Source organism: uncultured Psychrobacter sp. (assembly GCF_947500265.1).
Taxonomy (GTDB): domain Bacteria; phylum Pseudomonadota; class Gammaproteobacteria; order Pseudomonadales; family Moraxellaceae; genus Psychrobacter.
This window is the reverse complement of record NZ_CANMRN010000001.1, coordinates 497,784-513,582: the sequence shown is the minus strand read 5'-3', so window position 1 is coordinate 513,582 and position 15,799 is coordinate 497,784. Positions and strand designations below refer to the sequence as shown.

Below are 15,799 nucleotides of genomic sequence, written 5' to 3'. Positions count from 1 at the left end.
TAGAGATTATTAGATACTTATCAGTAATTTACCTTACCAGTAGTAAACGTAAATGACTGCTGTTCTAATGTTTTATCGTTAACCAAAATATCAAAGCTGCCCCCATCATATCTTTAAAACGAGATAATGCATGTTAGAAATCAGCTTTCTATCTACTTCTTTTATAGCTACTGTATTTCTAGCGCTTTTCTTACTGGTGCAAAACTACGTCTATGCGTTGGCAAGACACCATGTTTTTCGATCGCCTCCATGTGCGCACGCGTTGGATAGCCTTTGTGTTTGGCAATACCATATTCCGGATACTGAGTATCCAGTGCATACATCGTCTCATCACGACTTACTTTTGCTAATATACTGGCCGCTGCAATACTAGTATGACGCGCATCGCCTTTTACCCATGCTTGACAATCAACTGCAAATGGCGCTACCTCTAACTTTTTAAAACTATCATAGTTCAAGTCAGGGCAACGGTTCCCATCAAACAGTACTTCGACTTTAAATTGATTGAGCGACGTGCTTTTATCATTTCTAGTGGTCGAGAATTTTTTAAAAATCACTTCTAGCAATGATTCAGTACATAAGCGCATGCCAAGCATCGTTGCTTGCAAGATATTCACCTGGTCGATCACTGCTGCTGGTATATCAGCGATGATATAACCGATAGCATGCTGCTGAACCAATGGATAAAGGATATCGCGCTTTTTTTCACTCAGTTGTTTGGAGTCTGTCAGTATCGACAACGGCGTGTCTTTAAGCGGTTGTTCTTCAATGAGCCCTGACCAAGTCGCAGGTAATATTGCCGCCGCCACATTGACACTGCCTAGTAATGGCCCACGTCCTGCTTCATCAACGCCGATTTGTAGCATTGATTGCGCTGCATCTTGGTTATCATTAGACAGATATTGAGTGAGCAGTTCAGCGGTATTCATTTTCCCATATAAGTGTATGGGCGCTGCTAACTGAATATATTTTCCTTTGACATCAATATGCTCGATATTAATATCAATTATTTGAACTGAGCTTTCTGTATGTTGGTTGATATGCATAATATTAGGAGGTCTTTCTCGTTTAATTAGGATTGACGGTATCGGTATTTTGGATAAACCACTGTTCAATCACGCTGTTTGAAGGCTCATGGTTACTTTGCTGTTGTAGCGACTGCTTTGTCACTAGTAAGTCGTGTAATTGCTCGGCATAAGCGCGTGGTTGCAGCAATCGCATCACGGTACGGCAAATATTGTCACCGCTTGCTTGCTCTTGAATCAGCTCAGGTACAATCGGTGCATTAGCCAATATATTAGGCAATGCCACATATGGTACTTTTACCAGACGCTTGGCAATTTGGTAAGTCAGCTGATTTAATTGATAGACCACTACCATCGGCCGTTCAAGCAGCATTGCCTCCAGCGTTGCTGTCCCAGATGCTAGCATCACGATATCTGACGCCGCCATGGCATGTTGGCTAAATTCTGGCTGGGTATCATCGTAGACCACCACGATTGCTGCACGCAGCTGCTCTGAGCGTTGGTCGATCACCTCTTGCACGATATATTGATGGTTTTGATCAACCGTTGGAATAATAAAGCACAGCTTAGGATCTAATAGGATTAACTTTTGGATACCATCAAGCATCAATGGCAGAATAGCTGTAATTTCACCGCGCCTAGAGCCTGGCATCACACAAATAAGCTGACTCACATCATCAAATCGTTCGATGAAGAACTGCTGCAACCCATCATTGTCCCAAACGAGCTCACTGCGACGTTGATTGATTGGCGTATCGATCAGGTTCTGATCAATGGTTCGCAGTAAGGGATGGCCCACACAGATCGCTGGATGGTTATGTCGCTCATAAACTGGCAACTCAAACGGGAATAGGCATAGCACCAAATTGGTCGCCGCTTTAATATTATGGATACGCGACTCGCGCCACGCCCAGATAGAAGGACTGACGTACTGCACACAGAACACGCTCTGAGGCTTTAGTTTTTTGGATACTCGCAAATTAAAATCAGGTGCATCAATACCGACGAACCAATCAATATTAGAAGCCTTAAATGCGCTCAGTAGCTCGCGGCGCGCTTTGAGCAAATCGGGTAGCTGCGACATGACTTCAACCAGACCCATTACTGCCAAGCGCTCTAACGGGAAGATACTCTGTAGCCCTTGCGCCTGCATTTTCGTACCGCCTACGCCTACCCAGACAATATCATCACGTAGATTATTCATTTGCCGCATAAAATCTGCGCCTAAGCTGTCGCCAGATACCTCACCTGCGACGATGCCTATCACTAGCGGCGTAGCATTTATATTTGCTACTTGAGAATCCGTCTCGGCTTGATGAATGAGGTCAGTATGGTGATGAGACGTAGCAGAATCTGTCATGACAAGCTCTCGATATTAGAAATACACAAAATAAAATAAACCGTTATTATAAAATATAACGTAATAAATCAGCGATACGACCTCACGGATAATGTGCGCACTCATCCGTACTGTTTTAATGCCACAGTTTAGGCTACCCATCGCTAATGTTGCTATCATACTTGACGATGATACAAATAGCGAAATTCACGCATAAAATCTGAGCGTTATGCACCAAAAACTCAATCAACTCTTATTGATAGATAGAAAAACCAAATGCTAAACGTGCATTTAGAACGTCAAATATCATGCTAAGTCTCTATAAGTATAACTAAGTTTTAGTTTTCTCATTCCAGTTATCAGTCAATTAACTGCTCGACTACCCTTGTCAATCAACACTTTTGTCCGCATAATGAATGTTCCTATAAATCAGCTAGACGATATATAACCATGACAACATCAGTTACCCATAATGCAGATATTGACGACGTGAATATTGAAAAATTTATTCCTTTGATTACTCCCGCCGAGCTAAAAGCCGAGCTGCCTCTGTCAGACGACGCGTATAACACCGTACTAAAAGGTCGTAATACTATTCAAGATATCTTGGATGGTAAAGACAAGCGTTTGTTTGTGGTCATTGGCCCTTGCTCTATTCACGATATCAAAGCCGCTCACGAATATGCCGATCGTTTAGCCGTATTGGCAAAAGAAATCGAAGACAGTGTATTTGTGGTCATGCGTGTTTATTTCGAAAAACCTCGTACGACGGTTGGCTGGAAAGGCATGATCAACGACCCTGACATGAATGACAGTTTTGATATAGCAAAAGGCTTGCGCACGGCTCGTAAATTGCTACTTGATTTGAATGAAAAAGGGCTCCCTTGCGCAACTGAAGCACTTGATCCAAATACACCGCAGTACATTCAGGATCTAATCAGTTGGTCAGCCATTGGGGCACGTACCACTGAGAGCCAGACGCATCGCGAAATGAGCTCTGGCTTATCATGTCCAGTTGGCTTTAAGAACGGTACTGACGGCGGTATGACGGTTGCTGTAAATGCCATGCAAGCGGTTAAAGAAGGTCATAGTTTCTTAGGTCTATCGTCAGATGGTAAAGTCTCTATCATCAAATCTAAAGGTAATCCTTACGCGCACGTGGTACTTCGCGGTGGTAACGGCAAGCCTAACTATGATGAAACTGCGGTAGCCCAAGTTGAAAATGAGCTAGCAAAAGGCAAGACCAATAGCAAGATTATGATTGACTCAAGTCATGCTAACTCAGGTAAAGACCCTTACCTACAACCGATGGTTATCAAAAACGTTGCTGAACAAATTCAAAATGGTAATAAATCAATTATCGGTATGATGATTGAGAGTCACTTAAAAGGCGGCAATCAAAAATTGACTACTGATTTAAGCCAGCTTGAGTACGGCAAATCTATCACCGATGGTTGTCTAGATTGGGATAGCACCGTCACAGCATTACGTGACTTACGTGATATGGTGAAAGATGTGCTACCAAATCGCTAATCGCTATCAGCGATAATTTATCGTCGAGCAAACCATAAAAAGCCCCTTTTGCACTAATGCGAAAGGGGCTTTTTATTTCACTAAATTCCCTGTTGCCAGCATATTACTTGCTTTATTTAAAAGATTCACATATTTTTGTGTGTTTTTTCCAATCCCATAAAATATAGTCCATAGATCGTCAATGTCTGAAAACACTGGAACTGTAACTGGATCAGGTAATAACAACCTTAAACGTATAAGCTCATTAATGTATGTAGCTATATCTTCCTCATTCCAACTAGTGTCCTTATAACTTTCACTTGTAGCTTCTAATCGTCTGTAAGGTATGTCTGTAATATCTGAAATATTATTGTTATGCGTTGTTAGATAAAAATCTACTAGATCATCATCTAAATTTTTTGTAGCTCGGATAAAGTTTACTTTATTTAACTCGTTAAAATCATCTTTATTGCAATATAGTAATGCTAGTGCCATCATAACCCTATTGCTTGTAGTTTGAAGAATAGCATCTGCATAATTTACTAAGAACCTCTCCCCTTCTTTGCTATTTATAAAGTTATTCAGCTCCTCGTTATCTTCGACGCTCATGGTCTCATAATTAGTATCAACATGACTTAAAAACTCTGAAAACCTTCTTATTTGAATTTGCTCACGAGCTTTTATAAAAGTTTCAAAAACTTTTGGGGTTGACTTCAATACACTATATGCTACTTGGCTAATCGGTTCCATTTCTAAGTCTCGCGTAAAGCTATATATATTGACTAACGTTTTTATTGAATAATCTAAAGACTAATCCAGTTAACTGAATTAGCCTTTTATAATCTTCAAAAAAACATGACCTGACTGAATATAAATCAGCTATTTGCAGCACCTAGTACACTCTCTAAGCTTTCGAGCACATGCTTAGATGAGACATTCTTTTGTAAATCTATCAGCTGCTCGTGCGCCATTTGACGACGAGGCTCAGCCAACGTATTCCAGCGGGCGAGTACTTGCAGTAAGCGTGAGGCTAACACAGGATTGGCATCATCTAATTTTTGAATCACGCCTGTATACATCTCTAGACCTTCTGCCGTCCAGAGTACCGTCGGTTGTGAGCTAAAAGCACTGATAACTGAACGGACACGGTTAGGGGTATTCCAATCAAAGTCCGTATGCGTCAGTAGCGACTTAACCATATCAGGCGTCACATCGTCAGCGGCAGCTTGGACACTGAACCACAAATCGACAACCAGATCATTTGCTTGGAAACGATCATAGAAGTCTGCTAAGTACTTATCTGCATCTACCAGCTGATGATTGACCATGGCCTTCAATGCACCAAAGCGCTCAGTCATACAGCTAGCATTATCATACTGCTGCTGTGCCCAGTCTGCTGCATCAGCCACATTCGCAGTCAATGCCATATCAAGTACAACATTACGCAGCGCACGAATACCTCGAGCTTCAGCGCTATCCTCATAATACTGCATTGGCAGGTTATTATACAGCTCAGCCCATTGGCCTTTTAACTTATCAGCTACTTGCTTGTATAGCCCATCGCGCTGCTCTTTAACCAGCGCTGGATCGTAGTCTTTAGAAATAGCAGAAGCCAACTCTTGCGCTGATGGAATATCAAGTAACCGTGCCGCTAGCATCGCATCGTCAGCCGCTAAGACAGGCAACGTCTGCGCCAATGCTTCCAAATATACATCAGGGCTGCTCTTTGCACCTTGCCCTTGCAGTAAAATACGATTTACCAGCATTTGAGTTACTTGCCAGCGGTTGAACCCATTGGTTTCATGCTTGAGCAAAAACGCTAAGTCTGCATCTTGATAGTCATAAGTGAGCTGGACTGGCGCGCTAAAGTCACGTAGTAATGACACAACAGGCTCGCTCGCTATATTTTCAAAGACAAACGTTTGCGTCGCTTCGTCAAGTAATAACATACGCTCAGCAACGATAGCGCCTGAGTCTTTGTCAAATAATGCCGTTGCTACAGGTATTGGCAATGGTTTTGGTGCATCAAAGCCTTTAACATGGCGTGTTTGCTGATTCAAAGTAATAGTCAATGTCTGTGCGGTACTATCGTAAGTTTGAGAACCCGATACCACTGGCGTACCAGGCTGACGATACCAATCAATAAAATTCTCGATTTTGTCATCAGTGATACTAAGTGCTGATAAAAAGTCCTCGACCGTTACCGCTTGTCCATCATAGCGACGGAAATACTCATCTGTTCCTTTGCGGAAATCATCTGGCCCTAACGTATTGGCAATCATGCGTACAATTTCAGCGCCTTTCTCATAGACAGTCGTCGTATAAAAATTATTAATCTCAACGAAGCTCTCTGGACGTACTGGATGCGCTAATGGGCCTGCATCTTCGCTAAATTGATGGGCACGCAGGGTCGCCACGTCATCAATACGCTGCACCGCACCTGACTGTTGATCTGCTGAAAATGACTGATCACGGTAAACGGTAAAGCCTTCTTTTAAACACAGCTGAAACCAATCACGGCAAGTAATACGGTTACCTGTCCAGTTATGAAAATACTCATGAGCAATAATGGCTTTTACGCTAAAACTACGAGCATCGGTGGTCGTTTCAGGGCTAGATAACACGCAAGCGGTGTTAAAAATATTCAAACCTTTATTTTCCATTGCACCCATATTGAATTGGCTTACCGCCACAATCATGTAGCGATCTAGATCGTAGGCTCGCCCGTAATTGACCTCATCCCATCTCATCGCATCTTTTAGGGCTTGCATACCGACATCACATTTATCGATATCAGCAGACTTGGCGTACAACTCAAGTAACACTTCTCGACCTTCGCTGGTCGTATAAGAATCTGTCAATACATCTAAATCGGCAACCACACAGGCAAATAGATAGCTTGGCTTATTGGTTGGATCGTGCCAGATCGCATAATGGCGGTTTGGTGCATCGGCCACTTCGCCTGCTTCGACTAAGTTACCATTGGCCAATAACGTCGGATAACGCTTATCTGCTTCGAGTCGCGTGGTAAATATCGCCAACACATCAGGGCGATCGGGATAAAAAGTAATTTTACGGAAACCTTCTGGCTCGCACTGCGTGACAAACATCGTGTCGTCACCGCTACCTGCCATATATAAACCTTCAAGCGCCGTGTTGGTCTGTGGGCAGATACGCACTCGAATATCTAAAGTAGCTCGCTCAGGAGCATTATGAATCGTCAGCTTACCCGCTTCCTGCTGATAATCCTCAGTGCTCAGTGCCTTACCATTCATCATAATCGTTAGCAGCTCTAATGACTCACCAAATAAGACAATATCCCCTGCCGTTTGGCGTACCATCTCAAGCGTACTGTCTACCTGCGCATAGTCTTCGAACAGCTTAATATCTAAATGTACTGTCTCGACATCAAAACTTGGTTTGGTATAGTCTTTTAAATTAATCTTGCTTGGCGCATGAGGCGGCACATCTGGCATTTCAGGATTGATGATTTGTGCATCAGTTTCAGCAGTAGACATATGGTGTCCTATTATTATCGTTGATTTGGTTATAAGTTATTGTTACTAGGGGTGACTAATATAATAATGAGTAATATCATTTCGCTATTTGCAAAAGGCACTAGTGTCAAGAAAGACTTTATCTTTAGGCTAACTAATCAGCTAAGCACTTAATAAACTAAGCACTTAATAAACTAAGCACATAGGCAAGCTTTGCAATGATTAAGCTAACTTTTATACTAATTTGACTTTCTTGTTAAGCTTATAGCTAGATTGACCTAAATCGCCAAATTTCAAGTATGTAAAGTAAGATATCGTCGGTTCAATATGATTTAAATATGAAACATACGTTATCAATTGGATAATGTCGTTGAAAATGATTTAATAGTCATACTGATGACCAATCATTTAACTAACGGCTTATTATATGACAAAAAATACGGTGAAACGTGCAGACATAACCCTACTTTTGCTTATAGAGTATGTTGAGGCACTACTACCTTCATTGACGGCTCAGACAGAACAGTCACCTGAGCACAACAAAGATAATAGTGAAGCATTATGGGTAACACATAACAATGCCGATTTATTGGCACTACAAGCACAACTTGACGATACTACATCTATTAATGAGAACACTGAAGCGAAGCTGAACGCACGACACTTGTCAACGTTATCAGATCTTGCTAAACAGCATGTACCTGATCGTTATGAGCTTGCTTGCTTTTGGCTGCCTACCTTGTCAGAAGAGCTGACTCAACACTATGTGCCGCTACTGATGCGCTACCGTGACCTGTATGCCGCGCACTTGCTTATTGCATTGGACAGCTCGATAGACCTAAAACCTTACGGCTTTACGCCATTTGATATATTGAATGAGCCATCTCTAAATATTGATGACATTCAATCTATTACCTCATCAACCGTTACTGCGACGCTTTGGCAATTTAATCTATATGACTACAAACAACTGCCGAATTGGCTCAATGCTGATTACTGGGCTAACCCTGAAAACTGGGGCAAGCACCGCTGGTAATATACTCAATTTTATCTATCGTAATTTACAGTAAAAATACTTACATAAATTAACATTTAGTATATTATAGATAGAGATTGCCTAAGTTTTATCGGAAGCAGTTTAAAAAAACAAATTTAATTAAAATTTTAGGAGCTCGTCATGTCAATCAGTTTTTCTAAGATCGCTGTTCTTGCTTTATTATCAAGCGCTGTTGCACTGACCACTGGTTGTGCTACCAAGCGCACTACTTCAGAAGTTGTGGTTGCCCCGCTAGGTATCCCAGGTGGACAAGTTGGCTATAATGGTGCGGTTATCGTTGATAACTCAAACGCTGTCATCACGGGCGCTGAGAATATTCAAGCAGTGGTCTACTTTGCCTTTGATAGCAGCGAAATTACTGCTCAATCAGCGAGCGTCCTTAACCAACACGTAAGCCTGCTAAATTCAAACCCAGCAGCGACTGTCGTTATCGCAGGTCACACTGATGAGCGCGGTAGCCGAGAATACAACATGGCACTAGGTGAGCGACGCGCACAAGCTGCTCGTAACTACCTTGCTGCTCAAGGTGTCACTGCAAACAACATCCGTGTGATTAGCTATGGTGAAGAGCGCCCTGCAGCAGCTGGCAACACTGAAGACGCGTATGCACAAAACCGTCGTGCCGAGTTGTCTTACTAAATTGTGATTTAGCGTTATTTATAGCGTTCGATAGTTTAATGAAAGCCCAGCAAGAGTATATTGCTGGGCTTTTTGGATTTTTAGTAGGTGAATTAGATATAAACTATTTAAATATAGCTATTGTATGACTATCTATGTATCAAATACATAGCGTTCATAATTACACATTCTTATATATTCAATTCTACAATAATCGTTTTTGATGACTATTAATATATGCCGACTTCTAACCTCACCCAGATACAGTATACTCAACTCGACACCACGACATGGTGTGTGACTGCTCAAGTGAGCGAGTCAATCAGTCATTTAGTCACTGGAAGCTTATGGAACAAGTCATTATGGTTTTCTTCATGTAATACGTCGTATGAAGACATCACTAAGTTCAATAGCCTAAATTGGTACTATCAGGTGGCGACAGCAGTGCCTAAACACTCAGTACCTGCTCTAGCACGTAAACAGCGTCAGCAGCAGCGACAAGGCGTCAGGCAACTATTGCAAGAGCTGCTTAAGAAGTTAGAAATAGATGACACTTTGGATGAGTCAAGTTTTCCCTATCGGCTTGTTAATAGTCAGCATTATGTATGCTTTAGCCATACAGGAACTAATAGTTCGAAGCAAACTACAGAATCGAATCAGAAAAATTTGACGCGTTTACACAGTAAAATAGCGGTTGTTATTAGTCGTCAGCGTCCTGCTGGTATCGATATAGAGACCAATAATATTGCGTGGCATGTAGTCAAGCGTTTCTACTCAGAGAGTGAGTTGGCTATGTTACAGGAGCTATCTACAGATCAGCGAGAACGCACTGCCAAACTGTTATGGCAAATAAAAGAAAGCTTTATCAAAGTCAACCAATATACATTAGCTCAAGGTCTGGGTATGGATTACTCTCACCTTATTCCTAGCTTGATTGAAAATAAAAAAGAGGTTAACTCTGCTTCTATACTCAGTGATAGTAAGGATGCGGACTACCAATCTGTTTATCGTATTGCCACGTTACAATCGCAGCAGACTGTCATCATTTTTTGAGCAGAGTTTTCTCAGTAAAGTTCAAACTTGATTTTTAGCATATCTTTTAATACTTTATTTTAAGCATAAAAAAACGACCCTAAAAAGGATCGTTTTTTTACTTTCTACTAACGACAGTCTTTAAACTGTGATTAGATTAGAAACGGTAAGTTGCACCAAGTTTAACAATTGGGAACCACTCTAACCAATCTTTATCTTCTAAATCTTTCTCAGCTTGGTCAGCTACAAGTTCTGCATCTGGATTAGTATTACCAGCTACGCGATTAATTGTTGCAGTGGTTTTACCCATATATGCTGCGCCAACTTCACCAAACAAACCAAAATTGTTAGTAATATTAGGACGGAAACCAACTGTTAGGTAAGGTGCTAACTTGTTACGATGCTCAATAGTCCCTTCTAAAGCACCTACGTCACTTAATAGATACTCTTCACCATTAACACTGTAATACGCGTCGTCACCACTACCCTCAGGATTTGCACGCACATCAATATCGTTATCAGGAACGATGATACCAGCACCCATCGTAAACCAGTTACCAGTAGGACGCAATTGCACACCTAAGTAAGGATTGCTAAAATCACTATCAACATCATAATTGATGTCATTTGCGTCAAAATCACCGCCGAAAAGGTCAGCTACATCGCCACCTGCCCAACCAGCTTGCAATTCAGTTTTTTCGTTAAGTGACCAACCGATGTTCGCACCATAACCTAGAGTACCAACTTCAGCGCTAACTGATGCTGGGTTTACTACTTTATTAAAGAAACCTTTAGTGCCACCAACAACAGCGCCAGTAGTGTTGCTTACTACACCAGCGTCAGCATTGTATGCATAAGAAGCAGGTTCTGCTTGATAAGCAACAGCAACTGGCTCAGCTTCATATGCAACTGCAGCATTGTTATCAACAACGATAACTGGATCAGCAGCTAATGCAGCAGTTGATGCTAGAACAGCAGCAGAGATTGCCGTCAATTTAATCAATTTCATAATTATTCTCCTAAAGTGTGAAATAAACCCGCCCATAAAAAACGATGATTGTGCTTTTGTTAAACCATCATTTTGTTGAGGTGATTAAAACAATTCTGACTTAAAAAGTCACCCCTACTGATGCTGTTTTTATTTGCCATTATGTAAAGATTGCATAGGTACTGTAATAATTGCTACACCAATCTGCAAAAATTCGCCTTTATGTTACATAACGTCCTTAAAGTAACCAAACAGCGTAAACATGAGACTTTGCTTGCTTAATGTTTATGTAAGGGTATTGCAAAACATGTCCACATAATTATCTAGAACGTACTTTGATTCAATGACAGTTATACGGCTTAACCTTACAGAATAGTATGCCTTGTGAGTTGACGTATCTATTGTTACTTATATAAGAGAATCTACGCCAACAAATAAAACGATATAAATGATCTCATATAACGCGACTAACGCTTGCCTCAAGCAAATATTATGCTAAATTAGTTGTTATAATAGATTTGTTATAGAACGTCAGTATTGTCACCATTTGTCTTATTTATGAAAATTTTGTGATGCTGTCTGCTCTATTTCTTTACTCCTACTGAGTCATATATATGCCTAAAGTATCGTCGATTACCCGTGTCCTAGAAATCATCGAAGCAGTGTCCTATGCTTCAAAACCGCTTTCTCCACTAGAGCTCTCACAGGAGCTAGATATACCTAAACCGACCATTCATAGATTGATTCAAAACTTGGTTGATGATGGTTTTTTGACTGTTGATATTGGTGGCGGCATTATCCCTGGTAAGCGCGTACGCAATTTGAGCGTTGAGTTATGGCAACAACGACTGTTCTTTAACGAGCGACAGATGATTTTGCAAAAACTGGTTGATGAGCTAAAAGAAACCTGCGGTATTGGCATTCCCTATCATATGGATATGATCTATACCAACCGCGCTCAGACTACCTTGCCACTGCAGATTTATCTTCCTGTCGGGGCAAAGTCACCTATGTGGTGTACAGCGACTGGTAAGCTCTATCTAAGCCAATTATCTACGACTAGCCGTATGAAAATTCTACAAGGGTTGCCACTAGATAAGTTCACTAAGAATACGATTACTGATATCGATGCATTAAATGCCGAGCTTGATCGCATTGCTGATACTGGTATCGGCATCGATAATGAGGAGTTTATCTCTGAGATGGTCGCAGTGGCTGTGCCTATACTGGACAAAAAGTCACGCTATCTGGCTTCTCTCTATCTGCATGCACCAACCATACGGGTATCATTAGATGATTTGCTGACTCATGTACCACGCCTACAAAAAGCCGCACAAGACGTTCAGGCGCTCGTCTACGATCTGCAAAGCTAATAGAGTCTATTAGACATAAAAAAGGTCTACGCTATGATTTTAGCGTAGACCTTTTTCTTTTTAGCAAATGCAGTCTCTTAATTAATGCCACCTACTAGTGATACGAAAAATTCGTAATACTAGTAGGTCTAAAAATTAGCATGTCTAAGAAGGTTATATTCAAAAGAGGCATAGTCAAGGTAGTCATGTTTAAGACAATAATGAGACATCATGACGTCCGATAATACTAGAAAAGTCTTTATCACCATTCTCTACAGTATGTGAGGCATACAACTCTGTTGCTTTAGCACCCATTGGTGTTTCTACTTCAGTGTCTTGAGCAGTCTGCATCGCAAGGTTTAGATCTTTTTGCATCAACTTGCTCATAAATCCGCCTTGATAGCCATTGCTAGAGGGCACATTTTCCATGACTTTTGGATAAGGGTTATAAACTTCTAGTGTCCAGTTACGCCCTGAGCTCTGTAGCATAATGTCTGATAGCACTTTAGGGTCCAAACCGTTCTTGACGCCTAGATTAATCGCCTCTGCCGTCCCTGCCATCAAGATACCTAATAGCATGTTATTACAGATTTTAGCCACTTGTCCTGCGCCGTGCTCGCCCGCATGAAAGATGTTTTTGCCCATCACGGCAAGTATTGGCTCAGCCTTAGCAAAAGCAGCAGCATCGCCACCGACGATAAAGGTCAAACTACCAGCAACTGCCCCACCTGTGCCACCAGAGACTGGCGCATCCAAGAAGTCGATGCCAAGCTTACTTGCCGCCTCTGCTACTGTCCTTGCATCAGCCGCCGCAATCGTACTACTGTCAATCACAAGCGTGCCTTTTGGTAACTCTGCGAGCAATCCATCAGAGCCACTATCGCCTAAATATACAGAATGTACATGCTGACCTGCAGGTAACATACTAATCACGACTTGAGCATTACTTGCAGCGTCTTTAGGACTTTCTGCGACACTAGCCCCTGCTTGCTTCAAGCGCTTAGTCGCTGCATCAGACAAGTCAAACACAGATAGCGCGTAACCTGCCTTTAATAAGTTCTCTGCCATTGGCGCACCCATATTACCAAGCCCAATGAAGGCGATATTTGGTTTAGAGTTATTATTATCCATCGTACTTGTATCCTTTGTACCCATCTCATCACTCCTTGATGATTTATGATGTAGCTATTGCTACATACTATTTAACAGTATTTATTAGTGAATTTTGCTTATGTCCTACTTGATAGAGTGCTTTTAGGCAGTTAGCCGACGTATCGACTACCCAAAGCGTCACTACCTAACCAACCTTCTAAAGGGTGCTCGTTTTTAGAATAAGGATTGCCAAAATGCTGATCGATATACGCCTGCCCTTCTACACTTAGACAGTCTGCCAATGAACGCGACCATTTGGGCTTTCTATCTTTATCAATTAATAATGCCCGCACGCCTTCTTTAAAATCAGGATTGGCCGCGCAATGTACTGCGACATTGGTCTCTAAATACAGTACTTGTTCGATCGATAGGTCAGCGACTTTGTGATACAACGCATAGGTTAATGCTGCCGTTACCGGGCAGCCATGGCGATAAGTGGCGATTGCGCGCTGCGTCCAGCTGTCTTCTGCAAAGTCTTGGTTTAGCTGTGCGAGCGCAGTATCACTTTGTAGCAGCACATCGATATCAGCCAGACCACCACTATTCATCAGTTGCTGAATAGGCTGCCAGTATGTTGCAAGCTTACTATCAGGCAGCTCAGCGACTGGCAGTTCAGCAAGTGCACGGCTAACAATACTATGAGCACTATTGTCATGGCAATTATTTGAACTGCTAGTGTTATCGACTGCCTGCCAGTTGCTCTGTTTGAGGCGCTGCATGACGGTATCATAGTCATGGCTAGCAACAGCATACTCTGCCAGATTGGCCAATAGCGCATCGCTGCCATTACACATCGCGCCAGTTAGACCCAAGAACAGCCCCGTCTTAGCAGGCATACGCTGCAAAAACCAACTGCCAGAAGCATCAGGGAACAGTCCAATGGTGACCTCAGGCATGGCAAAACGCGTGCGCTCAGTGACCAGACGATGACTGCATCCTGCCATCAGCCCCATCCCGCCGCCCATGATGATGCCATCACCCCAAAGTATCAGTGGTTTCGGATAAAAGTGCATTTGACGATAGAGACGGTACTCATGACTGAAAAACTCAGTAGCATACGGGTTTGGCATTGGTGCACTGGTAGACATGCTGTCATAGAGCTTACGAATATCGCCACCCGCACAGAACGCTTTGTCGCCTGCACCTTTTAATACAAGCGCAACCACTTGGTCATCGGCTTGCCATTGCTCTAACTGTGCTGAGAGCAATTGACACATATCAACGCTGAGTGCATTAAGTGATTTTGGGGTATTAAGTGTCATGACCCCAATCAAATGTCCGCAATCCGTCGACTCAGTATTGAATAATACAGACGCTTCTTGTTCTGCATTATTTACTGATGTTTGCGCGTTAGTGTCGTTCGTCGGTGTCGTAGCTGCTGTCATAAAAGTGACCTACAAATTAGATAATAAAAATGGCTCAAGCGTTTTGACCGCTGCTTATTTGTTTTGCCAATTGGGTTTACGCTTTTCTAAGAATGCTTGTACCCCTTCGCGCTGATCGTTGGTATCAAACAACTTCACGAAAGCTTCACGCTCATTGATGAGGTTTTGCGCAGGCGGGGTGTCTCTAGCCGCTTGGATAAGCGACTTAGAATAACTGACGGCAACGGGTGATTGCTTTGCGACTTTTTTTGCCAAGGCCTGAGCGATTTGCAATCCCTCACCTTTTGCAGCGACCTCTTCCACCAGACCGATATGCAATGCCGTATCTGCATCAACCCGCTCACCGCACAGTATCATGCGTTTAGCCCAACCTTCCCCTACTAACATAGGTAGATTTTGCGTGCCGCCAGCACATGGCAATAATCCTACGCCTGTCTCTGGCAGTGCCATCTGGGCATGCGCTTCTGCAATACGGATATCACATGCGAGCGCACACTCTAGTCCGCCGCCCATCGCATAGCCATTGATGACAGCGATACTGACACCGCGATAGGCAGACAATGCTTCAAACGCCTCACCAAATGCAATTGCCATGCTTATTGCCCGGCCTTTATCACCGTCTGAGAAGTTGTTTAAATCTGCACCGGCTGAAAAGAACTTTTCGCCATCTCCATGCACGATCAGTGCATATACATCATCGTTAGCATTGAGGTCGGTAATGAGCTGCTTAAGCGCTTGTAGACTGTCCATCGTCCACGTATGTGCCGGTGGGTTATTCAACGTCAACGTTGCGGTATGACCATCAATTGATAGCTGTAGATTTGTATAATCTGTCATAAAAC

At 42.4% G+C, this 15,799-nt stretch carries 13 protein-coding genes; 5 read left to right on the top strand and 8 right to left on the bottom strand.

The genetic code is table 11. The features are described 5' to 3' along the window. Positions 1 to 167: 167 nt before the first annotated feature. Positions 168 to 1,046 carry a ribonuclease HII gene (locus Q0788_RS02125; RefSeq protein WP_298807549.1) on the bottom strand — a complete coding sequence of 293 codons (879 nt, stop codon included), beginning with the start codon at positions 1,044 to 1,046 and terminating at the stop codon, positions 168 to 170. 22 nt (positions 1,047 to 1,068) lie between these two features. Beyond that, positions 1,069 to 2,385 (bottom strand): lipid-A-disaccharide synthase, encoded by a 1,317-nt coding sequence (lpxB, locus tag Q0788_RS02120; protein WP_298807547.1) that lies wholly within the window; start codon positions 2,383 to 2,385, stop codon positions 1,069 to 1,071. 429 nt (positions 2,386 to 2,814) lie between these two features. Here lpxB and Q0788_RS02115 point away from each other — a divergent pair, with 429 nt between their 5' ends. Further along, positions 2,815 to 3,897, top strand: a complete 1,083-nt coding sequence (locus Q0788_RS02115) for a 3-deoxy-7-phosphoheptulonate synthase (protein WP_298807545.1) — start codon at positions 2,815 to 2,817, stop codon at positions 3,895 to 3,897. Positions 3,898 to 3,969: 72 nt separating this feature from the next. On the opposite strand, the gene Q0788_RS02110 is transcribed toward Q0788_RS02115, so the two are convergent. Together Q0788_RS02110 and pepN are read right to left on the bottom strand one after the other, a co-directional pair. Then, a complete protein-coding gene (locus tag Q0788_RS02110) occupies positions 3,970 to 4,626 on the bottom strand; it encodes a hypothetical protein (RefSeq protein WP_160022652.1) in 657 nt (218 codons plus the stop codon). 125 nt (positions 4,627 to 4,751) lie between these two features. Then, a complete protein-coding gene (gene pepN / locus Q0788_RS02105) occupies positions 4,752 to 7,352 on the bottom strand; it encodes an aminopeptidase N (RefSeq protein ID WP_298807673.1) in 2,601 nt (866 codons plus the stop codon). Between the two features lie 448 nt (positions 7,353 to 7,800). Between pepN and Q0788_RS02100 the strand changes: the two genes are divergently transcribed. The 3 genes from Q0788_RS02100 (at position 7,801) to Q0788_RS02090 (ending at position 10,101) form a co-directional block, all read left to right on the top strand. Next, positions 7,801 to 8,409 carry a DUF6231 family protein gene (locus Q0788_RS02100; protein WP_298807541.1) on the top strand — a complete coding sequence of 203 codons (609 nt, stop codon included), beginning with the start codon at positions 7,801 to 7,803 and terminating at the stop codon, positions 8,407 to 8,409. Positions 8,410 to 8,550: 141 nt separating this feature from the next. Then, entirely contained in the window at positions 8,551 to 9,069 is a 519-nt protein-coding gene (gene pal, locus Q0788_RS02095; protein ID WP_296206728.1) for a peptidoglycan-associated lipoprotein Pal, read from the top strand. A 216-nt stretch (positions 9,070 to 9,285) separates the two neighbouring features. Beyond that, positions 9,286 to 10,101 (top strand): 4'-phosphopantetheinyl transferase superfamily protein, encoded by an 816-nt coding sequence (locus Q0788_RS02090; protein ID WP_298807539.1) that lies wholly within the window; start codon positions 9,286 to 9,288, stop codon positions 10,099 to 10,101. A gap of 136 nt (positions 10,102 to 10,237) precedes the next feature. Here the strand turns inward: Q0788_RS02090 and Q0788_RS02085 are convergent, their stop codons facing one another. After that, on the bottom strand, positions 10,238 to 11,089 hold the full coding sequence (locus Q0788_RS02085) for a hypothetical protein (protein WP_298807537.1): 852 nt from the start codon (positions 11,087 to 11,089) through the stop codon (positions 10,238 to 10,240). A gap of 593 nt (positions 11,090 to 11,682) precedes the next feature. On the opposite strand from Q0788_RS02085, the gene Q0788_RS02080 reads away from it, so the two are divergent. Beyond that, on the top strand, positions 11,683 to 12,441 hold the full coding sequence (locus Q0788_RS02080) for an IclR family transcriptional regulator (protein ID WP_298807535.1): 759 nt from the start codon (positions 11,683 to 11,685) through the stop codon (positions 12,439 to 12,441). 189 nt (positions 12,442 to 12,630) lie between these two features. Here the strand turns inward: Q0788_RS02080 and mmsB are convergent, their stop codons facing one another. The 3 genes from mmsB to Q0788_RS02065 all read right to left on the bottom strand — a co-directional run bounded on the left by mmsB (position 12,631) and on the right by Q0788_RS02065 (position 15,794). Beyond that, positions 12,631 to 13,551, bottom strand: coding sequence for a 3-hydroxyisobutyrate dehydrogenase (mmsB, locus tag Q0788_RS02075; protein WP_298807534.1), 921 nt, complete (start codon positions 13,549 to 13,551; stop codon positions 12,631 to 12,633). Positions 13,552 to 13,682: 131 nt separating this feature from the next. Then, a complete protein-coding gene (locus Q0788_RS02070; RefSeq protein ID WP_298807532.1) occupies positions 13,683 to 14,957 on the bottom strand; it encodes an enoyl-CoA hydratase/isomerase family protein in 1,275 nt (424 codons plus the stop codon). A gap of 54 nt (positions 14,958 to 15,011) precedes the next feature. Then, on the bottom strand, positions 15,012 to 15,794 hold the full coding sequence (locus Q0788_RS02065) for an enoyl-CoA hydratase (RefSeq protein WP_298807531.1): 783 nt from the start codon (positions 15,792 to 15,794) through the stop codon (positions 15,012 to 15,014). Between the last annotated feature and the right edge of the window lie 5 nt (positions 15,795 to 15,799).